Here is a 23137-nt window from a genome sequence, read left to right as displayed (position 1 = left end):
TCGTTCAGCGGTTGGCAGCGTCGGTGAATGCCTGTCGCACCGCGTCCGGCGCATTGGCGAGTCGTCGTTCGAGCCGGGCGAGCAACGCATCGGTGTCGCTGCTGCCCTTCTGCGCGCGTTCCATGCTCCAATAGCCGAATTCGCGCGCCTCGACTGGGCGATCGGAAAGGATTGTCAGCTCCTCATGGCGCGGATCGGTGGCGATCCGGGCGAAAGTGGCGGCGACGCTGCTTTCCGGCCCCTCGATGACCTGCAGGAACAGACCGTCCTGATACCATAGCAGCCCGGTGACGCCGTCGACGGCATTGTTATGCCGCGACTGCTGCACGATCCGGTCGACATCGACGCCGGGCGCACAGCGGCTGGCATAGAATAGCTGACGAAAGGGCGGGGTAGTCACACCCATCGGATACGGTTGCCGCTCCGTTCGATCAAGTCACTTCGGCCGATCGGTTCGTCGCGTCGGCGGAATGGCCACCGGCGGACCGATTTCCGCATCGGGATCGACCAGCTTCGTGACCAGCCGTCCGACCAGCGTCACCGGATCGCGACCGGCGCCATAGCCATAGGCTTCCGCCTCGGCCTTCCCACAGCGGCGCTGCCCGCGGAAGATGCCGCAGCCCGACAGGAACGGGTCCTGCACCGATGCCTGCGCCGGTTCGCCCGTTACCGCGCCAACCTCCGCCGGCAATGTCTGGCGCGGCAGTGGCAGGCGATAGCGTGCGTCGCGATCGGGATCCCCGCAAACCACGACCTCGTCCTTGGCCGCGACCGCGCAATTACGGCGCGCCTCGCGTTCGGCCGCGGCGGCGAGGATCTGATCAACCGATTGCCCCGCGACACCGGCGGGCAGGGCGATCAGCAGGAACAGCGCGGCGGCCATCGCGAGCTAGTAGCACGACGCGTCGCCCGTCCCAAGGCTCACCGCCGCAGCGGGCGGCGTTCGCTCAGCAGGTTGCGGATCGTCGTCGCTGCGACCCCGGCCTCACCCATCGCGTGGCTGATCTGGTCGAGCCCCTTTACCACGTCGCCGGCGGCGAACAGGCCGGGGATCGAGGTCCGCTGGTGATCGTCGACCTCCAGGCAGCCATCCTCGCTCGCCCGCGCGCCGGCCGCGACCGCCAGTTCGGACCGGATCCGCGATCCGAGCGCCGGATAGACGCTGTCGAACGCCATCTCGCCCTCGGCCGTTCGCACGACGAACCGATCGCCGTCGATCCGATAGTCGCCGCACGGCCCGTTAACCCGGCGCACCCCGGCGCGGTCCAGTGCGTCGCGACAGGCCTCGTCGAGATGATGGTCGCTGTCGGGGGCGATCAGCGTCACGTCGGCGCTATAGCCGCGCAGGAACAGCGCCTCGCGCATGCCATGGTCGCTGGTGCCGATCACCCCGATCCGCCGATCGGTCACCTCATATCCGTCGCAGATCGGGCAGTAGCGCAGCAACCCGCGGGCGAGCGCGGCATCATGGGTTTCGTCGTCCAGCCCGCGCGGCCGGTGATTGACGACCCCGGTCGCCAGCAGGACGCTGCGCGCGACCGTCACCCCGTTGCCGGTCACCACGCGGAAATCGTCGCCATCGCGCTCGATCGCGGTGACCGTGGCGGGCGTGCAGGTCGCGCCATAGGTTCGCGCCTGTTCGTGCATCCGCGCCAGCAGTTCCTTGCCCGCGATCCCGCCGGGAAAACCGGCATGGTTGTGGGTGCGCGGGATCATCGCTGCGCGGCTCGACCCGCAGTCGAACATGCGGATATGCAAATGGAAACGCGCCAAATAGATGGCGGCGGTCAGCCCGGCAGGGCCGGCGCCGACGATCACGCAATCGACCGTTTCGGGATCTGGGGTAGGGGAGGTCGCCGGCATGGAGGCGCAAATGAAGCGGATGGGCTTTCGTTCCACCGAACAAGCGGGCACAGGCTATGCCCCATGACCTTCGCCGCGACCGTGCTGACCCTCTATCCCGAAATGTTTCCCGGACCGCTCGGGGTTTCGCTGGCCGGGCGGGCGCTGCGCGAGGAACGCTGGTCGCTCGACACGGTGCAGATCCGCGACTTCGCGACCGACCGGCATCGCTCGGTCGATGATACGCCGGCTGGGGGCGGGGCGGGAATGGTGCTGCGCGCCGATGTGCTCGCCGCCGCGCTCGACAGCGTGACCGACGGCCGCCCGGTGCTGGCGATGACCCCACGGGGCAAGCCGCTGACGCAGCGGCGGGTGCGCGAACTGGCGGCGGGGCCGGGCGCGATCATACTGTGCGGCCGGTTCGAAGGGTTCGACGAACGCCTGTTCGAGGCGCGCGATATCGAACCCGTCGCGATCGGCGATTATGTGCTGTCGGGCGGCGAAATGGGGGCGCTGGTGCTGCTCGATGCTTGCGTTCGGCTACTTCCCGGCGTAATGGGCGCGGCTTCGAGTGGTATCGAGGAAAGCTTCGAAAGCGGCCTTCTCGAATATCCTCAATATACCCGACCTGCTGAATGGGAAGGGCGTGTGATCCCCGAAGTGTTGCGATCGGGGGATCATGCGAGGATCGCCGCGTGGCGCAGGTCACGATCGGAATCCGACACACGGCTATGGCGGCCGGATCTGTGGGAGCGTCACGTCGACGCTCGGGTCCAGTCGCCCTCTGGCGCGCACAGGCAAGACGAAGGTCACAAGAAATGAACCTCCTCCAGACGATCGAAGCTGAACAGATCGCCAAGTTCAACGAATCGAAGAAGATCCCGGAATTCCGCGCCGGTGACACCCTCAAGGTCGGCGTGAAGGTCGTCGAAGGCGAGCGTACCCGCGTGCAGAATTACGAAGGCGTCTGCATCGCCCGTTCGAACAAGGGCATGGGTTCGTCGTTCACCGTCCGCAAGATGAGCTTCGGTGAAGGCGTCGAGCGCGTGTTCCCGCTCTATTCGCCGAACATCGATTCGATCGAAGTCGTCCGTCGCGGCGTCGTGCGGCGTGCAAAGCTCTATTATCTGCGCGGTCGTACCGGCAAGTCGGCGCGCATCGCCGAACGCCGCGATCCGCGTCCGGCCAAGGCGACCGCTGCCGAGTAATCGGCGCGGGCGTAATTGCGCCAATGGGGCGCGGCGGCCAATGGCCGCCGCGCCTTTTTTTATTGGGCTGGTTCCTGTAGCGAACGAACCTGCGCATGCTGAGTAGGGGCTGAGCGAAGACGCAGGCCCGTATCGAAGCGCCCGCCGACGACAGTCGTTCGATAAGCCGTTTCGACAAGTTCAACGGCTACGGAGGACGATCGGAGACGGCGGGCAGGGGGCCGGAACCGCTCAGTTTCGATCCGGCCTACCCTCCATCCGGTCCGGCGATCGGTGCCGACACCGTAAAGCGCAGGCCCGGGGCGTTGTCGCTTTCCTCGATCACCCCGTCCAGCCGCTTGACCATTGCGGTCAGCATGCGCGTGCCGAAACCGGTGCGGTTGCCGACACGGCCCTGCCCGCGATCGGCGACGGTCAGGCGGAAACGGTTGCGGAACCGCTCCAGCGTGACCGCGATCGGCCCCGGCTTGCCCTCATAGGCATATTTCTGGGCGTTGATGACCAGTTCGACCAGCACCAGCCCGACCTGCACCGCCGCGTCGGCGGAGATCAGCATCGGCGACAGGTCCATGGTCAGCCGCCCGGTCCATTCGGCGCCCATCGACGACTGCATCTCCGACAACAGGTCCTCGATATAGCGGCCGAGGTCGATGACGGTGACGGTGTCGTCGGAATAGAGGCGGCGATGGACCAGCGCAACCGCCGACAGCCGTCGCTGCGCCTCACCCAAGTGACGGGTCAGCGTTGCGTCATTCTCGGCACTCGCCTGCATCGCCAGGAACGCGACCACCAGTTGCAGGCTGTTCTGCACCCGGTGGTTGACCTCCTTGATGAGCGTTTCCTGCTGTGCCAGCAGCGCGTCCTTGTCGGTGACCGCGCGCGACAATTCGCGGTTCAGCTCGCTGATCCGCCGCCGCTGCCGCACATCGAACAACAGCCGCGACAGCCGGTGCGCCGCCTCGATCTCCGCCGGGGTCCAGGGACGGGCGCGTCCGCGGATCTCTTCGCTCCACGCCGCGAACGATGCGCGCGGGGTCAGCGGCTGGTCGGGCGTGTCGCTCACCGCCTTGTGCGGGTTGCCGGCCCATTGGATCGTCTGCAACGTCTCGGCCCGGAACCACATCAGCACCACCGGCTCCTCGGCCGACAGCGTGATCGCGAGGATACCGCTCGCCAGGTCGCGATAGGCATGCGCGGCGGGCAGGCGCAGTTCGAGCGCGGCGCTATGCGTCAGGATCGAACCCTGTTGCCGCACCCAGCGCGACAGGTCGGCGATATCCTCGCGTGCCGGCACATGGCCGGACGTATGCAGCACGGCTCCGCGTTGCAGGGCAAAGCCATCGGCGCCGAGCATGCGTTGCAGGTCGTGACCGATCAGCGCCGCGGTCTGTTCGGGATCGCTGTCCTGCGCCAGCCGCTGTGCGAGGGCGTCCTCGGCGGCGCGCAGCCGCAACCGTTCGCGATATTCGGCGGCCTCTTCCTTGGCGCTGACCTGCTGCGCGAACGATGCCGCGACCAGCTCGCACGTCTTGCGCTGGAGATAGGACAAAGTGCGCGGTGTGCGATGGTGGCAGGCGACCAGCCCCCACAACATGCCGTCCTTGACGATCGACACCGATGCCGATGCCGCGACGCCCATATTGTGCAGATACTGGACATGGATCGGCGATACCGCGCGCAGCCCGACATCGCTCAGGTCGATGTCGCGCAGCGCCGGATCGATGCCGCTGATCGGGGCGGGGGTATAGGCAGCGTCGGGGATCACCCGCACGCGGTTGCGGACATAGAGGGCGCGCGCCTGTCGCGGAATGTCGGAGGCGGGGAAATGGTGGTTCAGGAACCCGTCCATGTCGGGTGCATGGCGTTCAGCAACAACTTTCCCCGAATCATCGTCGAGGAAGCGATAGATCATCACCCGGTCGAACCCGGTCAACCGCGAGAAGATCGCCGCGGCGCGCGCGCTCAGATCGTCGAGGTCGACGGCACGTGCAAATTCCTCACCGCTGTGTTCGATCCAGGTCAGCGCATCGTCGGTGCCGGGCCGGCCCGCGGCGGTAGGTTCGATCTCGACCAGCCAGTGCGCGTCGGCACGGCTGGCCACGACGGAGAGGGCCCGGTCGTTGATCGTGCCGAGCGATACCGGCCCGGCGATGGTCGAGCGCAGCACGGTCAGCGCATCGTCACCGACCAGCGGACCAATCGACCCGCCCAGCCAGCCATCGCCCAGCAGTGCCGTCACATCGCCCGCGCCGCCGACGATCCGATCCTGCGCCGCATCGACGATCAACAACAACCCATGTGGCTGGATCGCGCCGGGAATATGAATCGGTTCGCGGTCGCACGCGGTCAGATCGGGCCCCAGATCAGATGCCGAATGGGCATCTGTCTGCCCCGGCGCATCGAAATCTGCATTCGTCGCCAACGGATGGCCTTTCGTCGTCATGATGCGACCCGACGACGAACATCGCAGCGGGAAGTCGTTGCAGTAAAAGGACTAGCGCGTTCGATCAACCGGCTCCCGTCGGTCCGTCCAGGACATGGCGGATCCGCCCGGCCAGATCGGCACGCTTATACGGTTTGCCGATCAAATCGAATTCAGTGCCGCGCGCGTCGACCCGCTCGATCGATGCCTCGGCATAGCCAGTGGTCAGCAGCACCTTTAGTCGTGGCCGCTGCCGTCGCGCCTCACGCGCGAGCATTACCCCGTTCATCCCGCCCGGCATGATGAGGTCGGTGAACAACAGGTCGATCGGCGTGCCGCGTTCGAGGATTTCGATCGCCTCGGGGCCATTGTTGGCGCGCAGCACCTTATACCCGAAGTCGTTCAGGATTGCTTCGGCCAGATCGCCGATGTCGCGCTGATCCTCGACCACCAGAATGGTCTCGTCGCCACGCGAGTCGCGTTCGTTGTGGGGACGGCGGCGGCGGATCGGTTCGGCGGCATCGCTCGCCGCCGGGAACAGCAGGTGGACCGTCGTACCCTTGCCTTCCTCGGACTCGATCTTCAGCGCGCCATCGGACTGTTTCATGAAGCCATAGACCATCGACAGGCCGAGCCCAGTGCCCTGTCCCTGGTCCTTGGTCGTGAAGAAGGGTTCGGTTACCCGCGCCAGAACCTCAGGCGACATGCCCGATCCGGTATCGGCGATCGACAGGCCGATATACTGGCCCTGCCGTGCATCGGAGAAACGCGGGTCGGTGCCGTCGACACAGACATGCTCGGCAATGATCGTCACCTTGCCGCCGTCGGGCATGGCGTCGCGCGCGTTCATCAGGATGTTGAGGATTGCCGTCTCCGCCTGGACCGGATCGATCCGCGCGTTGCATTCGCTGCCGCACGGGTTCACCTCGATTTCGATCGGTGCCGACCCGATCGTCCGCTTCAGCATCGGCAGGAGGTTCGCGACCAGATCGTCGATACTGGTCACCCGACCCGATAGCTTCTGCTTGCGCGAAAAAGCGAGCAATTGCTGCGTCAGTTCCGCGCCGCGCTCCGCCGCCTCAACCACCGCACGCAGCGACCGACTGGTGCGGGCAGGGTCGATCGGCTTCTCGTGGCTGCGTTCGACCTGGGTCAGCACGACGTCTGTGAACCCTTGAATGACGGTCAGCAGATTGTTGAAATCATGTGCGATTCCGCCGGTCAGCTGGCCGACCGCCTCCATCTTCTGCGCCTGCCGCAACCCTTCCTCGGCATCGCGGCGGCGGGTCACGTCGAGTTGCGAGGCGAAATAATAGCGCAGTTCGCCATCGCCATCGAGCACGGGGGAGATGAACAGCGCGTTCCAGAAGGCGCTGCCGTTCTTCTTGTAATTGATGAGCTCTACCGACGTTTCGCGGCGCCGGCGGATCGCCTCCGAAACCTCGGCGACGGTGTCCGGATCGGTGTCGGGACCCTGCAAAAACCGACAGTTCCGCCCCAGAACCTCGTCCGCGGTATAGCCGGTCATCTGCAGGAAAGCGGGGTTGGCGAAGATGATCGGATTGTCGTCCTGTCGGGGATCGGTCACGATCATCGGCATCCGCGTGGTCTTCACCGCCGCGAAAAAGATGCCGTTCGCCGGGTCGCGCATGTCTCCCTCCGCCATCGCCGGCTGGCGGTGGATGGGGTCGAGGGGTTTTTCCGGACTGGACGGCGAGTGCATGGACGGGGTCTACCGGTTCGAGGACTCCGCTAAAGGTCGCGAACGGCGGCTTTGGTTCCGCGTGCGTGGACCCGGATCGCGGCACCGCACGTTCGACCCGGCATGAACCCCGTCCGTCAAGCCATCGCCCGACAAGTCCGCGCGCTGACCGGGGCGGGGGACGGGGCAATCGACCTGACCCGCCCCCCGGGCGATAACGGGTTGTTCGGTCCGCACTCGGTCAGCTGGCGGGTGCATGGCGATTTTTCGTCGATGATGATCGGCGGCACCGCGGCGTTGCTGGTGCAGATGCTGCATCCCGGCGCGCTGGCCGGGGTGTGGGACCACAGCAACTTCCAGCGCGACATGCTCGGCCGGCTCAAGCGGACCGCGCAGTTCATCGCCGCCACCACCTATGGCAGCACGGCCGAGGCCGAGCGGCTGATCGGCCGGGTGCGGCTGATCCATGACCGGGTGCACGGCGTGCTGCCCGACGGCACCCCCTATGACGCCAACGACCCGCACCTCCTCACCTGGGTCCATGTCGCCGAGACCGATTCGTTCCTGCGTGCCTATCTCCGCTACCGCGATCCGCACCTGTCGCGCGCCGACCAGGACCGGTATTTCGCCGAGAATGTCGTGGTCGCCGAGCGGCTGGGCGCGACCGACGTGCCCGACAGCCGGGCGGCGGTCGATGCATGGCTGTTGTCGGTGCGCCGCGAACTGCGTTGCGACGAACGCACGCGGACGGTGCGCGACGCGTTGCTCCATCAGCCGCTGCCCAACCCGCTGCTCAAAGGTTTCGGCGCGCTCAACACCGCAGCGGCGATCGACCTGTTGCCGCCTTGGGCGCGGGCTATGCTCGAGTTGCAGGGCAATGGCGTCGGCGTCCGCACCGGCGCGCACGGCATGGCACGGGTGCTGCGCTGGGCGCTAGGCGGATCGGCGTCGGAGAAGACGGCGCGCGCGCAGGGCTAAAGCGGCGGCAACCCCGCCCGCAATTCCGCCACCCATGGCCCGGCCACGCCATCGGACGGCGCGCGCCAGTCGCCACGTGGCGACAGTGCGCCGCCCCCCGACACCTTCGGCCCATTGGGCAGCGCCGACCGCTTGAACTGGCTGGTCTGGAAGAAGCGCCACAGGAATTTCTCCAGCCACGCCGCGATCGTCGGCAGGTCGTAGCTGCCCTTCGCATCCTCCGGAAAATCGATCGGCCAGCGCCCCGCCGCCGCATTGCGCCAGGCGTGCCAGCACAGGAACGCGATCTTCGATGGCCGCATCCCGAAGCGGACGACATGGTGCAGGAAGAAATCGTTCAGCGCATAGGGTCCGACCCGATCTTCGGTGCTCTGCATCCTGCCCGACGAGTCCGCCGGGACCAGCTCGGGCGAAATCTCGGTGTTGAGGATCGCATCGAGCACCGCATCGGTATCGGCATCAAACTGGTCGGTGCGGATCGCCCAGCGGATCAGATACTGGATCAGCGTCTTGGGCACGCCGGCATTGACGCCATAATGGCTCATATGGTCGCCGACGCCATAGGTGCACCAGCCGAGCGCCAGTTCGGACAGGTCGCCGGTGCCGAGCACCAGCGCTTCCCTCTGATTAGCGAGCCTGAACAGATAATCGGTGCGCAGTCCCGCCTGCACATTCTCGAACGTCACGTCATAGACCGGCTCGCCCTTGGCAAAAGGGTGATCCATGTCGGCCAGCATCTGCGTCGCAGCGGGACGAATGTCGATCTCGTCGCCGGTGATGCCCAGCGCGCGCATCAGCTTCCACGCATTGCCCTTGGTCGCCTCACCGGTCGCGAAGCCCGGCATGGTGAAGCCAAGGATGTCGCTGCGCGGTCGCTCCAGCCGGTCGAACGCCTTTGCGGCGACGATCAACGCATGGGTCGAATCGAGCCCGCCCGACACGCCGATCACTAGCCGCTTCGTCCCCGACGCGACCAGCCGCTGGCGCAGCCCTTCGACTTGGATGTTGAATGCCTCGTAACAGTCGTCGTCGAGCCGGTCGGGCGTGTTGGGCACGAACGGATAGCGGCGCACCGGGCGCAGCAGCCCGATATCCCCCCCGGTCGGCACATGGTCGAACCCGATCCGGCGGAACCGGGTTTCTGGATGGCCGCTGGCGGTGGCGCAGTCGTTGAACGTGCCGGTCCGCATCCGCTCCAGTCGCAACCGTTCGAGGTCGACATCGGCATAGACGATGCCCGCCGCATGATCGAACCGGTCGGAGGCGACCAGCAACTCGCCCAGTTCGTGGACGCTGCCCTGTCCGTCCCATGACAGGTCGGTCGTGCTCTCCCCCATGCCCGCCGCCGAATAGACATAGGCCGACAGGGTCCGCGCCGATTGCGACGCGCACAGCATCTCGCGGTCGCGGGCCTTGCCGATGACGATGTTCGATGCCGACAGGTTGCACAGCACCAGTGCCCCGGCCATCGCGCCCGCCGTCGACGGGGGCAGGGGCGACCAGAAATCCTCGCAAATCTCGGCATGGAACACGAAATCGGGCAGGTCGTCGGCGGCAAAGATCAGGTCGGTCCCGAACGGCACCTCCTGTCCGGCGACACGCATGGTCAGCCCGGTCAGCCCGGCGCCGGGCGCGAACCAGCGTTTCTCGTAATATTCGCGGTAGTTGGGCAGATAGGTCTTGGGCACCACGCCCAGAATGCGCCCGCGCGCCACCCCCACCGCGCAATTATACAGCCGGCCGTTACGCCGCAGCGCCGCACCCAGCAGCAGCGCCGGACGCAACTCGGCACTGGCTGCGACGACCTCGGCCAACGCCGCCTCGGTCGCATCGCACAGCGCGTCCTGCAAGTGCAGGTCGTCGATCGCATAGGAGGTGAGGTTCAGTTCGGGAAAGACCAGCAGGTCGGCCCCGGCCTCATGCCCCTCCCGCACCAGCGCGATCGCGGCGCGGCCATTGGCGGCCGGGTCACCGACGCTCGCCGGCGGGGTACAGGCCCCGACGCGGAGCAGGCCGTGGGTGTGGATCGAATGGAAGGGGTGCGCGGTCATGCGCCGTAACCTAGTGACCGGCGCCGGAAAGCGAAACCGCGTCTTTCGATCAATTGGATTAGGGTGTTAGTGGCTAAATCACTGATACCGAACCAACGGCCCGGGGGCAGGCAGGCACGGACGTCGGCGAACCTTGCCGCAGCAAAACGAGGCTCAGGCGAAACCTTGCGAACGTCCACGACACCCTATCCCCGCGAAGGCGGGGACCCAGGGCCAGAAGTACGACCGTTCGTTTTACATGACTCTGGCCCCCCCCCTACGCGGGGGTACGGACGGGAAGGGGCGGGGACTCTTACAGCGGTCTCAAGCCCGGTGCCGTTCGATCGGCCTCAAACCTTCGCCGCGTACAGCATCCGCCCTTCGCCGAGCAGGTCGAACACCCGCGCCAGATCGCCCTCGGCAACCGCGAAACAGCCCTGGCTGCGACCGAGCTTGCCATGCTGCGCGATCATTTCCGGATTGGCATACCATGCGCCGTGGATCACGATCGCACGCATCAGCGCATTGTCGTTGGTATGATCCAGCCCGACCAGCCGCTGCGACCGGCCATGCTTGCCGACATAATAATTCTCGGTGACGAACGCGCCTTCCGACGTGGCATTCGAATCGGGCACGTTGCTGAACCGATCAAGCATGCCGCGGTGGCGCGGGTCCGATCCGCTGCCGTGCGACACGCGCATCGCCGAGACGACGCCGCTGTGCATGTCGATGAACTGGAAACGGGGATGCGCCGAATCGAGCGCGAAGTCGGCGATGGCGATGCGGTCGGTCTTGCCGATCGTGCCGCCATGGCGTTGCAGGGCGGCATGCGCACGTTCGAACAGACCGGCATTGACCGTCGGCGGCGCCAGCATCTTCTTCACCGGTGCTGCGGGCAGCGGGGCCGATGCCAGCCGCTGCGGTACCGGCGCGACCGGCAGGTTCTGCGCGACGGGCACGATCGCATTCTTGGTACAGCCCTGTGCCAGCACGAGCCCGGCAAGGCCCCCTGCCGCCTTCAGCACCGCCCGCCGCGATCGAACCGCTTCGTCCTGCATCCAAATCCTCGTTTAACCGTTATGGCTCCCCCAGATACGGGACGAGGGGGTTCCAATCAATTAACGCCGGGTAATCCGCGCCGTCACTGGTCGCGACGATGCCACGGGCGGTCGACTCCGTTGCAACCGATACGGCATTTGCGTTCGCCGCGCGGCTGGGGGATAGTCGGCGGATGAACGTCGTGCTCCGCCTCGGCCTGTGTCTGGCGCTGCTGCCGTCGCCGGTACTGGCGCAGCGATCTGACGCATTGTCGGTCGAGCGCGCGGCAATGGCGATGCGGCCGGGCGCGCATCGCTGGGCCGACGATCCGCGCCTGCCGGGGGCGGTCAGCATCGTCGTTAGCGTGCCGATGCAGATGGCGTTCGTCTATCGCGGCGACGTGCTGATCGGCGCGACGACGGTATCGACCGGCAAACCCGGCAAGAGCACGCCGATCGGCGAATATACCATCCTGCAAAAGCGGCCGTTCCACCGCTCCAACCTCTACAACAACGCACCGATGCCGTTCATGCAGCGGCTGACGTGGGACGGGGTGGCGCTGCATGCCGGCAATCTGCCCGGCTTTCCCGCGTCGCATGGCTGCGTCCGTATCCCGACCGCCTTCGCCCGCGCGCTGTTCGCGGCGACGGCGCTCGGCGGGCAGGTGGCGGTGGTCAACGACGTCATTGCCTTCCCCGCCTATCGCCCCGCCGATCCGGTGCCTCGGCTGGAGGCGGAGGTGGCGATGCTGGCCGGTCGCGACGATCGGGTGAGCAGTGGAGGCCGGCGTGGCGATCCGCGCTAGGATCGGTCTCGTCACTATCGCCTTCGCGCTCGCCGGCTGCAACGATCGTCGCGACCCGGCGCCGGTCCCGACGCCGCAGCCGACCGCGACACCCGTGCCGGTCACCTCGACCGTGCCGGCGCAGATCACGGTCACAACCAATGAACCCTTCTATTCGGCCAAGGTTACCGGCGACGCGGTCTTCCTGAGTGGTGTCGACCAGCCTGAGCGCCGCCTGACCATCACCGACCGCACCATCGCCGCCGACCGCCGCAGCTGGACCGGGCGCGACACCGGCGGCAGCATCACCGTCACCGCGATCCGCAGCGCCTGCCAAGACGACATGTCGGGCGCGCCGCGTGACTTCGTCGGTACGCTGACCCTTGGCGACCGGACCGTGCGCGGCTGTGGCTTTACCGGAACCCCCGCACCGCCGCCGGGTGAGGCAGCGGCAACCATCCCCGCCACCTTCGTCGGCAAATGGAATAGCGACGCCGCCGCCTGCGCCCGCCCGGCCACCTCGACCGAGGGGGTGAAGGTCACTCCGACCGAGATCGTTTTCCACGAAAGCGCCGGCCGGGTAACGCGGGTCGAAGCGCTCGGCGACGACCGCATCCGCATCACGGCCGATTATGATGGCGAGGGCGAGCGCTGGACCGCGACACAGACGTTGTGGGTGGTGGGCGACCGGTTGACGATCGAGACCGACGGCCGATCGATCAGCCGCGTGCGCTGTCCGGCGTAGCCAGCGCCGCCGCGATCGCCGCGTGCAGCTGGTCGCCGGTGAACGGCTTGGTCAGCACCGGCAGCCCGACCGGCGTGTCGCCGATCTCGGCGAAACCGGTGATGAGCAGCACCGGCACGTCGGGGCAGCAGGCGCGGACGCGATTGGCGACGTCGATCCCCGACAGGTCGGGCATGGCGAAATCGGTCAGCACGAGATCGAACCGCGCGCCCGCCTCCAACGCCGCGACCGCCGCGCGTGCCGATCCCTGCACCGTGACGCTGTGCCCGACCGATTCGAGTTGTGCGGCGACGACGGCGCGTACCTCGGCATCGTCCTCGACCAGCAGCAGCCGGCGCGGGGTGATGGCGTGGCGGTCGGGCAGGGCGGCCGCCGTCGCATCGGCTTCGGCGCGGGGCAGCCACAGATGGATCGTCGTGCCCTGACCAACGACGCTGTCGATCGTCACCTCGCCCCCCGCCGCGCGCGCCATCGCCCGCACCATCGGCAGGCCGAGCCCGGTGCCCGCCCCCTGCGCCTTGGTGGTGAAGAAGGGTTCGAACACCCGTCCGCGCACCGCATCGTCGATACCGCTACCGGTATCGCTGACCGAGATGCGGACGAACGGCCCGCGCAGGTCGGGCAGATGTTCGGCGGCATCGTCTACATTCTCGGTCGCGATGCCGACGGTGCCGCCGCCATCCATCGCGTCGCGCGCATTGATCGCTAGGTTCAGGATCGCCAGCTCGAACTGTCCCGGATCGGTACGCACCGACCACGGCTCCGCAGCGAAATGATAGGCGACGCGGATGCGCCCGGCGGTGGTCCGCAGGATCAACTCCTCGATCGCGCGGATCGCCTCTTCGGGGCGGAAGACTTCGGCGGCAAGATCGCGTTGCCGGCTGAAGCTGAGCAGACGGCGTGTAATCGCACTGCCGCGCCCGGCGGCCTCGCCGGCCGATGCCAGATAGCGTTTCAGCCGCTCGCGATCGTCGATGCGCCGCTCGGCCAGTTCGAGATTGCCGATGATCGCGGCGAGCAGATTATTGAAATCATGCGCGATCCCGCCCGACAGCGTGCCCAGCGCCTCCAGCTTTTCCGATTGGTGGTGGCGCCGCTGCGCCAGCCGGCGATCGGTGTCGTCGCGCTCGATCCGCAGCAGATAGCGGTCGTTGCCGGCAGCGAACGGTATGCGGCGGATATGCGTCCAGCGGTCGCCGCCGGGCAGCGGTTGGTGGCGGTCCTCGTCATCGACCCGGTCCTGCGCGAGCGCTGACAGATCGCGGGCATCGACGCCCGCATCGCTGGCGCCGCGGACGATCCGCCCCGCAGCATCGAGGATCGCGACGCTATCGCCCGAATTGTCGGCAAGGCCGCGAAACGCCGCGCGTTCGAACGCCAGCGCGCGGCGCAGCGCGTGGCGTTCCGCGGCGGCAGCGACCATCGCCGTCAGCGACTCGGCATCCCACGGCTTGTTGGCATAACCGCTGATCGCGCCTTCGTTCAGCGCCGCGACCACCGCCGACAGATCGGCATAGCCGGTCAGCAGGATCGCCTCCGCGTCGGTCGCGGTGCGCGCGCGGGCGAGGAACTGGCTGCCGGTAAGCTCGGGCATCCGCTGGTCGGACACGATCACCGCGATATCGGGATGTACCGCGATCAGGCCGAGCGCCTCGACCGGCGAGGTCGTCGTCAGGATGCGATACCGATCCTCCAGCAGGTCGGTCAGCGCGACGAGGATCTCTCGCTCGTCATCGACCAGCAGCAACAGGGGCAGGGCACCGGCGGTTTCCATTATGGATCTTCCGGTATCCTGATCGCGAACGATGCGCCACCCCGCGCGGCGCGCCCGATCTCGATCGTGCCGCCGTGCGACCGCACCACGCCATAGGCGATGGCGAGGCCCAGCCCGGTACCCGCGCCGACATCCTTGGTCGTGAAGAACGGTTCGAACACCCGCTCGCGCTTGTCCTCGGGGATGCCGGGGCCGTTGTCGTCGATGCGGATGGTATAGTGACCACCCGCCGATCCGGTCGCGACCACGATCTCGCCCGCCACTGGATCGACCGCGTCGGCGGCGTTGGCGACGATGTTCATCACCACCTGATTGACCAGCGCCCCCGAACATTCGAGCATCCGCGCCGGCCCATAGTCGCGCACGACCCGCACCGTGCCCAGCCGGGGGGCGAGCAGCGTCAGCACCGCGTCGATCGCATCGGGGATGTCGATCTGCGACACCTCGCCATCGTCGAGTCGCGAAAAGCGCCGGAGCTTCACCACCAGTTCCTGGATGCGGGTCAGCCCCGACCGGATCGAGCCCAGCCGGTCCGACGCTTTGGTCAGCAGCGTGGCCCGCGTCGCCTCGTCGGCGTCGCGCGCCCCCGCCACCGCCCGTTCGACGGTCGCCTGATGCGCGAGAATGAAAGCGAGCGGATTGTTGATCTCGTGCGCGATGCCGGCGACCAGTTCGCCGAGCGACGCCATCTTCGCCGACTGCACCAGCTGCGCCTGCGTCTCGCGCAGCAGGGCGTTGGCCCCGGCCAGTTCGGCATTGGCCCGCGCCAGCCGGTCGGCCGAATCGGCCTCCGCCCGCGCCTGTGCCAGCGCGATCGCCTGTGCCCGTTCGCGCGCGATCCCGGCCGCCTCCTCGTCGCGCGCCAGCTTGCGGCGGACGATCGCACGGATCCGCACCAGCAGCATGTCGCCATCGCTGCGCCGCGACACGACATCGTCGACCCCGGCGGCAAGGCCGGCCAGCATCGTCGCCGGTTCGGCATCGTCGGTCAGCGCGACCAGCGCGACGCCGCTCGCCTGCGCCACCCGACAGGCATCCAGCCGCGCCGACAGCGCGAAATCGCGTTCGCGTTCGACCACGAGGATGCCGTCGGCACTGTCCCCCTCGATCGCGCGCAGTGCCGCCTCCGGGTCGGCCAGCCGTTCGACGCGGTACCCCTCCGCCGAGAGTTCGGCGAGCAGCGGATCGCGGTCGGCATCCTCGGTATCCAGCAGCAACAGCCGCGCCTGCCGCAGCGCCGGGGCCGGCCCGTCCTCGACCGGCCGCGCCCGCGCCTGGCGCAGCAGCGCGCGGATGCGCGACACGATCAGCTCGCCGCCGCCGCGCTTGGGCACATAGGCATTGGCGCCGCTGTCCAGCCCCTGCCGCTCGACCTCCGACGCATCGTCGCCGGTCAGCATCAGCACCGGCAACGTGCGCGTCGCCCCGGTCTGCCGCACGATCCGCACGAGTTCGTCGCCGTTCATGCCCGGCAGCCGGTAATCGACGACCAGCAGGTCGGGCCGCGCATCGTTCAGCGTCGCGAGCGCGCTCTCGGCATCGCGCGTCCGCTCGACCCTGAACCCGGCACGCTCGAACATCCGCCGCAGCTGCAGCGCCTGCGTCTCCGAATCCTCGACCAGCAGGATCGATGCGCCGTCCATCACCGCGTCCGTTCCAGCACGCGGCGGATATGCGGCGCGATCAGGTCGAGCGGGAGCGACAGCGCGCCCATGCGGTGCGCGGCGGCGGGCATGCCATAAACGACCGAGCTGGTCGCATCCTCGGCCACCGCCTGTCCGCCCGCCGCGATCAACGCCTGTACCCCGGCCGCGCCATCCTCGCCCATGCCGGTCAGCACCACCGCCATCGCTGCCCCGTCGAGCGCGCTCGCGCCGCTTTCGATCAGGCGGGTGGCCGATGGGCGCTGGCCGTTGACCGGCGCGTCGCGCCCGACCAGCATCGTGCCGCCGCGCCCGATCGTCAGATGCGCGTCGCCCGGTGCGACATGGATCATGCCGGGGCGCGGTACCTCGCCATGGCCGGCAATCTCGACCCGCTGCGGCACCACGCTGTCGAGCCAGCTGGCAAAGCCGGTCATGAAGCTTGCCCCCATATGCTGCACCAGCAGCACCGGGACCGGCAGGTCGGCGGGCAGCGCCGCGAACAGCCGGGCAAGGGCAGGGGGGCCACCGGTCGACGCCGCGACCAGCAGCATCGTCGGCGCGCGTTGCCGTACCGGCGGGACGGGTAGCGTAGGCGTGGTCCGCATCCGCCGCCGCACGACTGCGACCTCGCTCATGATCGCCAGCTGCGTGCGGATTTCCTGCGCGACCCGCGAATAGGCGGCATCGCCAAGGCCCACCGGCTTTTCGACGACCGACAGCGCACCGGCGCGCAGCGCGTCCATGCTGTTGCCCATCGCCCCGCCGTCGATGCTGGCGGAGATGACCACGATCGGGGTCGGGCGATCGGCCATGATCCGCCGTGTCGCCTCCAGCCCATCGATCCCGGGCAGGCGGATGTCCATCGAGATGACATCGGGCTGGACGACCGCCAGCGCAGCGATCGCTTCCTCGGCAGTCGCGAACGCCCCGGCGACGGTCAGGCGCGGGTCGCTGCTGATGATATGGGTCAGCAGCGTCCGGACGACAATCGAATCCTCGACGATCATCACGCGGGCGGGATGGGTACGATCGGGCATCGGCGGATCAGATCAATTGCTGGACGGTGGCGATCAACTTGCCCTGATCGAAGTCCTGCTTGGTGACATAGGCATCGGCGCCGAGGGTGAGACCGCGTTCGATATCGTCGGGGCTGTTGCGCGATGTCATCATGACGACGGGTAAAGTTTTCAATGCCGGATCGTTCCGTATCGCAGCGAGCAAACCGAACCCGTCCATGCGCGGCATTTCGACGTCGGCGACGACCAGGTCGATCGCATCCAGCCCCGACCGCAGCCGCTCCAGCCCGGCCAGCCCGTCGACCTCGATCAGCACCCGATACCCCTGCGCCTCTAGGATGCTGCGCTCCAGCGTCCGGGTCGTGATCGAATCATCGACCACCAATATGGTGTGGCTGCGCGTATCGGGTACGGCGGCGGCGGCGATCGTCGGCTGGGACATCCCCGGCCGGTCGCGCACCAGTTGCGTGGGGTCGAGCACCAGCACGATCTCCCCGTTCAGCAGCACCGTTCCCAGCACCAGCGGCACGTCGGCGGCGATCGCCGCCGCGTCACCGACCAGCAGCGCGCGCACGTCGCTCAGCGCATCGACGACCAGCAACCGCCGCACGCCCTCGGCCACGATCAGCACCGCGGGCAGTGTTCCGTTCGCCGCGCCATGCGCCACGCCCAGCACGTCGCCCAGCCGCGCGACCGGTACGGCCACGCCATCGATGGTCAGCATCGTGTCGCTGCCGCTCGGGGTCAGGTCGGCGGGGTCGATCCGCCGCACCTGCCGGACCGCATCGGCGGGCAGCGCGAGGCGCATGTCGCCGACCTCGACCAGCAACAGCGTCCGGCGGGTCAGCGCGACCGGCACCGCGATCGACACGATCGTCCCGCCCTGCGGCGCCCGCGCGATCGTCGCCGATCCGTGCAGCCGCCGCGCGACCTCGGCAACGACCGACAGGCCGATGCCGCGCCCGGCCACTTCGTCCAGCCGATCGGCGGTCGAAAAACCCTGTTCGAACAGCAGCGCATGCAGCGCGGCTCCGCGCGGCGGGGCGGCATCGGCGGCGATCAGCCTGGCCGCGCGCGCTCGCGCGACGATCGCCGCATCGTCCAGCCCGGCACCGTCGTCGCGCACGCTGATCGTCATCCGCCCGCGATCGATCCGCGCCTCGACCGCGATCGTGCCGGCGTCCTCCTTGCCCGCGCGCCGCCGCGTGGCCGGGGTCTCGATCCCATGGCGCACCGCATTGCGCAGCAGGTGCAGCAGCGGATCGCGCAGCGCATTCAGCACGCGGCGATCCGCCTCGCCATCGCTGTCGGCGACCTGCAACCGCGCGATTTTGCCCTCGGCGGCGGCAAGCTCGCGCACCGCCCGCTCATGTCCGTCGAACAGCGTCGCGACCGGTTGCAGCAACAGCCGCTCGCCATCGCGCTCCAGCTCGGCGCTCGACCGGTCGAGCGCGTCGCGCAACCGGCCGTGCAGGCGGCGGATGCGGTCGAGCTCGCCGGTCGCCTGCCGCAACCGCCGGGCCGCCTCGCCATCGCCACTCTTCGCCAGCAACGGGTGCAGCGCCGCCAGATCCTCGGCCAGCGCGTTCAGCCGGTCGGCGACCTGGCCCTGTTCGGCGACCTGCGTCGCCATGACGTGCAGCGACCGGCCGATCCGTTCGACGCGGTGCCCGGCGATCGCGACGCGCCGTTCGGGTTCGGCATCGCGCGCCGTTTCGGCAGTGGGAGGCGCGGCGCCGTCCTCGATCGCGTCGGCCAGCGTGCGTAGCTCGGCAATGGCGGCGGCATCCATCACCCGCTCGCCGCGCTCGATCGCCAGCAACAGCGCCTCGGCCTCATGCGCCGCCGCTTCGGTCCCGGCCAGTTCGACGGCGCGCGCCGCTCCCTTCAAACTATGCGCCCGCCGGCTGAATTCGCGCAGGTCGACCGGCCGCCCGGCATCGGCATCGGCCAGCGCCGCGCGGATGCCGGCCATATGCTCGGCCAGCTCCGACGCGAACGCCGCCATCAATTCGGCCTGCAATTCGTCCATGGGCCTACAGCCGATAGCGTTCGGTCAGCCCGACCAGCGTACGCGACAATTCGCCCAGATCGCCCGCCGCCTGGTCCAGCTGCCGGGTCGACGATGCGGTCTGCTGCGATGCCTCGCGGATATTCTGCAGCGCGATCGTCACCTGTTCGATGCCGATCTGCTGCTGGTTGGTCGATGCGACGATCTGCTGGAACGTCTGGACATTTTCCTGCACCCGCGCCGCCAGTTCCTCGATCGCGGCATGGCCGGCATCGGTGCGTTCCTTGCCCGATGCGACGCGCTTCACCGCTTCCTCGGTCAACATCACCGACGAATTGATGCCGCGCTGGATATCGCCCAGGATCGCGCGGACGTTGCGCGTCGCCCCCTTCGCCTGATCGGCCAGCAGCTTCATCTCGGACGCAACGATCGCGAAGCTGCGCCCCTGTTCGCCCGCCGCCGCCGCCTCGATCGATGCGTTCAGCGCCAGCAGGTGCGACCGTTCGGACACGTCGTTGACCGTCGCGATGATGTCGCCGATCGCCTGCGTCTTTTCCGACAGGGCGACGATATTGGTCGCGACCGCTTCGGCTTGTTCGCGGATCGCGTCCATCGCCTGTGCGGTATCGCCGACTGCGCTCAGTCCCGAATCGCTGACCTGCGCGGTCGCCTGCGCCTGCGCGATCACCTCCTGTGCGCGGCGGCTGATCTGCGCGCCGCTATGCGTGATCTCGTCGACCGTGGCCGCCGTTTCCTGCACCGCGGCCAGCTGTTCCTCGACCGATGCCGCCTGTTCCTGCGTCGATGCGCGGATTTCGGTGGTCGCGGCGTTCAGGTCGTTGGTGGCGGCCCGGTTTTGCGCTGCGATGGTGCGCAGCCCGGCGACCATCTCGTTCAGCGTCCGCCCAAGCTGGCCCAGCTCGTCCTTGCCGGTCGCCTCGGTCGTGGTCGACAGGTCGCCGCCGCCGATCCGGCCGACGAACTGCATGAATTCGTCGAGCGGGCGGACGATCGATCGGCGGATGGTGATCGCCACCGCGATGCTCAGGATGATCGCGACAAGCAGGCCAATGATGATCGACACCCGGCTGGCGTTGTACACGTCGCGCGTCGCGTCGCGGCCACGCTCGATCGCGACGTTCAGCGTCTCGCGCGCCTGCGCCACCCGGGCGACGGTCGCCGCATGGTCGCGCACGATCTCGTCCTCCGCCGCCAGCATGCCGGCGCGGTCGCCATTCTGGATCGCCGCCAGCTGCGTCTCGACATCGGTGCGGGTCCGCGCCAGCGCCCGTTCGGCATCGCCCAGCTGTCGTGCCATGCGCGCCCATTGTTCGGACCGGATGCCGGTCACCGAATTGGCGCGATACGCTTCGGCGGCGCGTTCCTGTTCGGCCATGCCGCGTGCGGCGTCGTCGATCGCGGCGCGCCAGCCGGCAATACCCTCGCGTGTGGCGGCGTTGTTTCCGGTCAGGAAGCCGCGGACCAGTGCCGCGCGCTGTTCGACCTTGCGCGATAGTGCGTGGTCGATGCGGTTCAGCGCCTCCATCGACGACAGGTCGCGTTCGACGATCAGGTCGACGGTCGATCGGACCTCGCCGATCTGGACCAGCGCATAGAGGCCGAGGGCGAGCAGGATCGCGGTGAGCGCCGCGAAGCCGGCGGCGATCCGGGTGGAGACGGACAAACCTTATCCTTCCTGAAGACGGGAGGGGAGAAGCAATTCGATCAGCAGCGCAGGATCGACCCGGGTCAGGCGCTCGCCATCCCCCTCGACCAGACGCGACAAAGTTGGCACCGCGTCGTCACGCGGCATATCGACCACGCCCAGCAGGGCATCGACCGCCAATGCGATGCGCGGCGCATCGTGGCGCAGGACGATCATCGCGCCCGCCGTGGCAACTTCGCGCGCCAACGGTGCCGCCGGATCGAACAGGTTCACCACCGCGCCACGCCATGCGACCAGCCCCAGCAGGGCGGCGGGACCCTGTGGCACACGTGTAACCTTTGGCACCATCGCCACCGCCCGCACTTGCGCGATCGGCAGCCCATGCGCCACCCCGCCCAGCATAAACGCCAGCAGCGTTTCGCTCGGCCGCTCGCCCAGGGTCCGCTCCCCCGCCACCGCCCGCTGCCGTGCGCGCAGCACCTGGGCGACGGCATCGGCGTCCATCCCCTCGGCGACGATCGGCGGCGCGCTCACCGCGTCGTCCCGATGATATGCCGGATCGCGGCGGTCATCGCACCGGCGGTCATGCCCTCGCCCTCGGCCAGCTCGGTCGCGGGGTCGAGCGCGGCGGCGACGCGCAAGGCGTTGGTCAGGCTACGTTTCCCGTCAGGCTGACGCCCCTGCGCCAACAGGTAATGGCCGAACTGATAATGCGCCATCGCGAACGACCGGTCGAGATACAGTGCATCGCGGAACGCCCGCTCGGCCGAATCCTTGTCCCCGCTCGCCAGCGCGTCGAGCGCCGCGAAATAGCGCGCGACTGCGTCCGGCGTCCGCTCGACCAGCGGCGGCGGCACGGGCAGCGGCCTGGCCGGTACCGCGCGTTTCGGCGGGGCAGGGGGCGGTGGCGACGGCAGTGCGACCGCCACCGGCACGACCGGCACCGCCCGCTCGACCGACCCCTTGGGTCGATAGGCAAGGACGCCCGCGACCTGCACCGGATCGGCGACGGCATCGAACCCCGGATTGGGCTCGGCATGTCCCAACAGCAGCAACCCCTTGGGCGCCAGCCGCTCGACCAGCGCGCCCACGATCGCCGTCGCATGCTCCTGCGCGAAATAGATCAGCACGTTACGGCACAGGATCAGGTCGTAATCGGTAAAGCCGAGCGCCCCGGTGCCATCGATCATCGACATCAGATTATGCCGTTCGAACCGCGCCAGCCCGCGATAGCGCTCCCGCAACCGGTACCGGTCGCCACTCCGCTCGAACAGCCGTGTGCGCTCCGCCTCGCCCATGGTGCGCAGCGCCCAGGACGAATAATCGGCCTGCCGCGCCGCATTCAGCGCCGCCTCGTCGATATCCGTGCCGGTCAGCGCGATGCGCCACTCCCCGATCGCATCGCCCAACAGATCGGTCAGCACGATCGCGATCGAATGCGCCTCCGCCCCGGTCGAACAGCCGACGCTCCAGATGCGCAGCCGTTTCTCGGCGGCATTGCGCCGGATCAGGCGCGGCAGGATATCGCTGCGCAGCGCATCGAACTGTTCGGCGAAGCGGAAGAAGAAGGTCTCGTTGATCGTCACCGCGCTTTCGAGCAGCGGCCATTCGGCATCGTGCGGATCGCGCAGCCGGTCGCGATAGGCGGCGGGCGTCGCATCGCCGGTCGCCGCCATGCGATGGGCGATGCGCTCGGCCAGCTGCGAATCCTTGTCGGCATAATAATGGTGGCCGGTACGCCCGATCACCAGCGCCTTGATCTCGGCAAAGGCTTCGTCGTGGATCATGCCGCGTTCCACTGATCGGCCCGCCGCGCGGCCGCCTCGGTCAGCGCGACCAGCGTCGCCCGCTCGCTATCGAGCAGCAGCCGGTCGGGCGCAAGGACATGCGCGACATCGTCGCCGATCGCCAGTTCGCCGACGATCGCGGCGTTCAGGCTGTGGCCCGCCTCGACCGGCGCGACATCGCCGGACACCACGTCTTCCGCGCGATCGACCAGCAGGCATGGCCCGCCGTCGCGCAGCCGCACCAGATGCGCGAACAGCGCTACACGTTCGACCCGCGCTGCCGGTTCCAGCAACAGCAGCGGTGCGAGCACCGCGACCGGTTCGCCCTGCAATGTTACGAAGCCCAGCACCGGCGCGGGCAGCCCCGGTGCCGCATCGATCGGCAGCATCGGCAGCACCTCACGCACCGCCGACAGTGGCAGTGCGAAACGGGTATCGCCGATACGCAGGATCAGGAACGATGCGGTCATCGACACGACCTATATCGC

The 23137-nt window shown here is 68.2% G+C and carries 20 protein-coding genes; 5 read left to right on the top strand and 15 right to left on the bottom strand.

From position 1 onward, the window contains the following. Positions 1–4 precede the first annotated feature (4 nt). The 3 genes from ACTHQV_RS10680 to ACTHQV_RS10670 are packed head-to-tail and all read right to left on the bottom strand — an operon-like array spanning position 5 to position 1863. Positions 5–400, bottom strand: a complete 396-nt coding sequence (locus tag ACTHQV_RS10680) for a BLUF domain-containing protein (RefSeq protein WP_440490189.1) — start codon at positions 398–400, stop codon at positions 5–7. 36 nt (positions 401–436) lie between these two features. Continuing rightward, positions 437–883, bottom strand: coding sequence for a hypothetical protein (locus ACTHQV_RS10675; protein ID WP_440490188.1), 447 nt, complete (start codon positions 881–883; stop codon positions 437–439). Between the two features lie 38 nt (positions 884–921). Continuing rightward, positions 922–1863, bottom strand: a complete 942-nt coding sequence (locus tag ACTHQV_RS10670) for an NAD(P)/FAD-dependent oxidoreductase (RefSeq protein ID WP_440490187.1) — start codon at positions 1861–1863, stop codon at positions 922–924. 63 nt (positions 1864–1926) lie between these two features. Between ACTHQV_RS10670 and trmD the strand changes: the two genes are divergently transcribed. Together trmD and rplS are read left to right on the top strand one after the other, a co-directional pair. Then, the gene (trmD, locus tag ACTHQV_RS10665; protein ID WP_440490185.1) at positions 1927–2664 is read left to right on the top strand and encodes a tRNA (guanosine(37)-N1)-methyltransferase TrmD; all 738 of its coding nucleotides are present in this window, start codon (positions 1927–1929) and stop codon (positions 2662–2664) included. After that, the gene (gene rplS / locus ACTHQV_RS10660; RefSeq protein ID WP_066689771.1) at positions 2661–3050 is read left to right on the top strand and encodes a 50S ribosomal protein L19; all 390 of its coding nucleotides are present in this window, start codon (positions 2661–2663) and stop codon (positions 3048–3050) included. The genes trmD and rplS overlap by 4 nt, the downstream gene beginning before the upstream one ends. Before the next feature lie 247 nt (positions 3051–3297). Here rplS and ACTHQV_RS10655 read toward each other — a convergent pair whose 3' ends face one another. Both ACTHQV_RS10655 and ACTHQV_RS10650 read right to left on the bottom strand, forming a co-directional pair. After that, positions 3298–5472 carry a histidine kinase dimerization/phosphoacceptor domain -containing protein gene (locus ACTHQV_RS10655; protein WP_440490184.1) on the bottom strand — a complete coding sequence of 725 codons (2175 nt, stop codon included), beginning with the start codon at positions 5470–5472 and terminating at the stop codon, positions 3298–3300. A gap of 85 nt (positions 5473–5557) precedes the next feature. Beyond that, entirely contained in the window at positions 5558–7123 is a 1566-nt protein-coding gene (locus ACTHQV_RS10650; protein ID WP_440490182.1) for a histidine kinase famiy protein, read from the bottom strand. Positions 7124–7297: 174 nt separating this feature from the next. Here ACTHQV_RS10650 and ACTHQV_RS10645 point away from each other — a divergent pair, with 174 nt between their 5' ends. Then, positions 7298–8152: an oxygenase MpaB family protein gene (locus ACTHQV_RS10645; RefSeq protein ID WP_440490180.1), complete on the top strand. Its 855-nt coding sequence runs from the start codon at positions 7298–7300 to the stop codon at positions 8150–8152. Here the strand turns inward: ACTHQV_RS10645 and ACTHQV_RS10640 are convergent. Together ACTHQV_RS10640 and ACTHQV_RS10635 are read right to left on the bottom strand one after the other, a co-directional pair. Next, entirely contained in the window at positions 8149–10203 is a 2055-nt protein-coding gene (locus ACTHQV_RS10640; RefSeq protein ID WP_440490178.1) for an NAD(+) synthase, read from the bottom strand. The two genes, ACTHQV_RS10645 and ACTHQV_RS10640, sit on opposite strands and share 4 nt — an antisense overlap. A gap of 329 nt (positions 10204–10532) precedes the next feature. Further along, positions 10533–11240 carry a murein L,D-transpeptidase catalytic domain family protein gene (locus tag ACTHQV_RS10635; protein ID WP_345875530.1) on the bottom strand — a complete coding sequence of 236 codons (708 nt, stop codon included), beginning with the start codon at positions 11238–11240 and terminating at the stop codon, positions 10533–10535. A gap of 173 nt (positions 11241–11413) precedes the next feature. On the opposite strand from ACTHQV_RS10635, the gene ACTHQV_RS10630 reads away from it, so the two are divergent. Further along, a complete protein-coding gene (locus ACTHQV_RS10630; RefSeq protein WP_440490177.1) occupies positions 11414–12025 on the top strand; it encodes a L,D-transpeptidase family protein in 612 nt (203 codons plus the stop codon). Next, positions 12009–12749 (top strand): hypothetical protein, encoded by a 741-nt coding sequence (locus tag ACTHQV_RS10625; protein WP_440490175.1) that lies wholly within the window; start codon positions 12009–12011, stop codon positions 12747–12749. The genes ACTHQV_RS10630 and ACTHQV_RS10625 overlap by 17 nt, the downstream gene beginning before the upstream one ends. On the opposite strand, the gene ACTHQV_RS10620 is transcribed toward ACTHQV_RS10625, so the two are convergent. Genes ACTHQV_RS10620 through ACTHQV_RS10585 form a run of 8 tightly spaced genes read right to left on the bottom strand, consistent with a single transcriptional unit; the run spans position 12724 to position 23119 of the window. Then, positions 12724–14523, bottom strand: coding sequence for a response regulator (locus ACTHQV_RS10620; RefSeq protein ID WP_440490173.1), 1800 nt, complete (start codon positions 14521–14523; stop codon positions 12724–12726). The genes ACTHQV_RS10625 and ACTHQV_RS10620 overlap by 26 nt on opposite strands. Beyond that, entirely contained in the window at positions 14523–16166 is a 1644-nt protein-coding gene (locus tag ACTHQV_RS10615; protein ID WP_440490172.1) for a response regulator, read from the bottom strand. Before ACTHQV_RS10615 ends, ACTHQV_RS10620 begins: the two co-directional genes overlap by 1 nt. Continuing rightward, positions 16166–17206, bottom strand: a complete 1041-nt coding sequence (locus ACTHQV_RS10610) for a chemotaxis protein CheB (protein WP_440490171.1) — start codon at positions 17204–17206, stop codon at positions 16166–16168. The genes ACTHQV_RS10615 and ACTHQV_RS10610 overlap by 1 nt, the downstream gene beginning before the upstream one ends. 7 nt (positions 17207–17213) lie before the next feature. Then, positions 17214–19217 (bottom strand): hybrid sensor histidine kinase/response regulator, encoded by a 2004-nt coding sequence (locus tag ACTHQV_RS10605; RefSeq protein ID WP_440490170.1) that lies wholly within the window; start codon positions 19215–19217, stop codon positions 17214–17216. A 4-nt stretch (positions 19218–19221) separates the two neighbouring features. After that, positions 19222–20880, bottom strand: a complete 1659-nt coding sequence (locus ACTHQV_RS10600) for a methyl-accepting chemotaxis protein (protein WP_440490169.1) — start codon at positions 20878–20880, stop codon at positions 19222–19224. Positions 20881–20883: 3 nt separating this feature from the next. Then, entirely contained in the window at positions 20884–21396 is a 513-nt protein-coding gene (locus tag ACTHQV_RS10595; RefSeq protein ID WP_440490167.1) for a chemotaxis protein CheW, read from the bottom strand. After that, on the bottom strand, positions 21393–22649 hold the full coding sequence (locus ACTHQV_RS10590) for a CheR family methyltransferase (RefSeq protein ID WP_440490166.1): 1257 nt from the start codon (positions 22647–22649) through the stop codon (positions 21393–21395). The genes ACTHQV_RS10595 and ACTHQV_RS10590 overlap by 4 nt, the downstream gene beginning before the upstream one ends. Continuing rightward, a complete protein-coding gene (locus tag ACTHQV_RS10585) occupies positions 22646–23119 on the bottom strand; it encodes a chemotaxis protein CheW (protein ID WP_440490164.1) in 474 nt (157 codons plus the stop codon). The genes ACTHQV_RS10590 and ACTHQV_RS10585 overlap by 4 nt, the downstream gene beginning before the upstream one ends. Positions 23120–23137: the final 18 nt, after the last annotated feature.

Source organism: Sphingomonas sp. SAFR-052 (assembly GCF_051965015.1).
In the GTDB taxonomy this organism is placed as follows: domain Bacteria; phylum Pseudomonadota; class Alphaproteobacteria; order Sphingomonadales; family Sphingomonadaceae; genus Sphingomonas.
The sequence above is the reverse complement of the archived record's forward strand: the minus strand, read 5'-3'. Positions and strand labels throughout refer to the sequence as shown.

Bases quoted from the DNA above. Each gene is read 5' to 3' on its own strand.
- ACTHQV_RS10640 (WP_440490178.1), bottom strand. From the start codon at position 10,203: ATGACCGCGCACCCCTTCCATTCGATCCACACCCACGGCCTGCTCCGC.
- ACTHQV_RS10670 (WP_440490187.1), bottom strand. From the start codon at position 1,863: ATGCCGGCGACCTCCCCTACCCCAGATCCCGAAACGGTCGATTGCGTG.
- ACTHQV_RS10650 (WP_440490182.1), bottom strand. From the start codon at position 7,123: ATGCGCGACCCGGCGAACGGCATCTTTTTCGCGGCGGTGAAGACCACG.
- trmD (WP_440490185.1), top strand. From the start codon at position 1,927: ATGACCTTCGCCGCGACCGTGCTGACCCTCTATCCCGAAATGTTTCCC.
- ACTHQV_RS10585 (WP_440490164.1), bottom strand. From the start codon at position 23,119: ATGACCGCATCGTTCCTGATCCTGCGTATCGGCGATACCCGTTTCGCA.
- ACTHQV_RS10610 (WP_440490171.1), bottom strand. From the start codon at position 17,206: ATGCCCGATCGTACCCATCCCGCCCGCGTGATGATCGTCGAGGATTCG.
- ACTHQV_RS10620 (WP_440490173.1), bottom strand. From the start codon at position 14,523: ATGGAAACCGCCGGTGCCCTGCCCCTGTTGCTGCTGGTCGATGACGAG.
- ACTHQV_RS10615 (WP_440490172.1), bottom strand. From the start codon at position 16,166: ATGGACGGCGCATCGATCCTGCTGGTCGAGGATTCGGAGACGCAGGCG.
- rplS (WP_066689771.1), top strand. From the start codon at position 2,661: ATGAACCTCCTCCAGACGATCGAAGCTGAACAGATCGCCAAGTTCAAC.
- ACTHQV_RS10675 (WP_440490188.1), bottom strand. From the start codon at position 883: ATGGCCGCCGCGCTGTTCCTGCTGATCGCCCTGCCCGCCGGTGTCGCG.
- ACTHQV_RS10605 (WP_440490170.1), bottom strand. From the start codon at position 19,217: ATGGACGAATTGCAGGCCGAATTGATGGCGGCGTTCGCGTCGGAGCTG.
- ACTHQV_RS10590 (WP_440490166.1), bottom strand. From the start codon at position 22,649: ATGATCCACGACGAAGCCTTTGCCGAGATCAAGGCGCTGGTGATCGGG.
- ACTHQV_RS10630 (WP_440490177.1), top strand. From the start codon at position 11,414: ATGAACGTCGTGCTCCGCCTCGGCCTGTGTCTGGCGCTGCTGCCGTCG.
- ACTHQV_RS10645 (WP_440490180.1), top strand. From the start codon at position 7,298: ATGAACCCCGTCCGTCAAGCCATCGCCCGACAAGTCCGCGCGCTGACC.
- ACTHQV_RS10635 (WP_345875530.1), bottom strand. From the start codon at position 11,240: ATGCAGGACGAAGCGGTTCGATCGCGGCGGGCGGTGCTGAAGGCGGCA.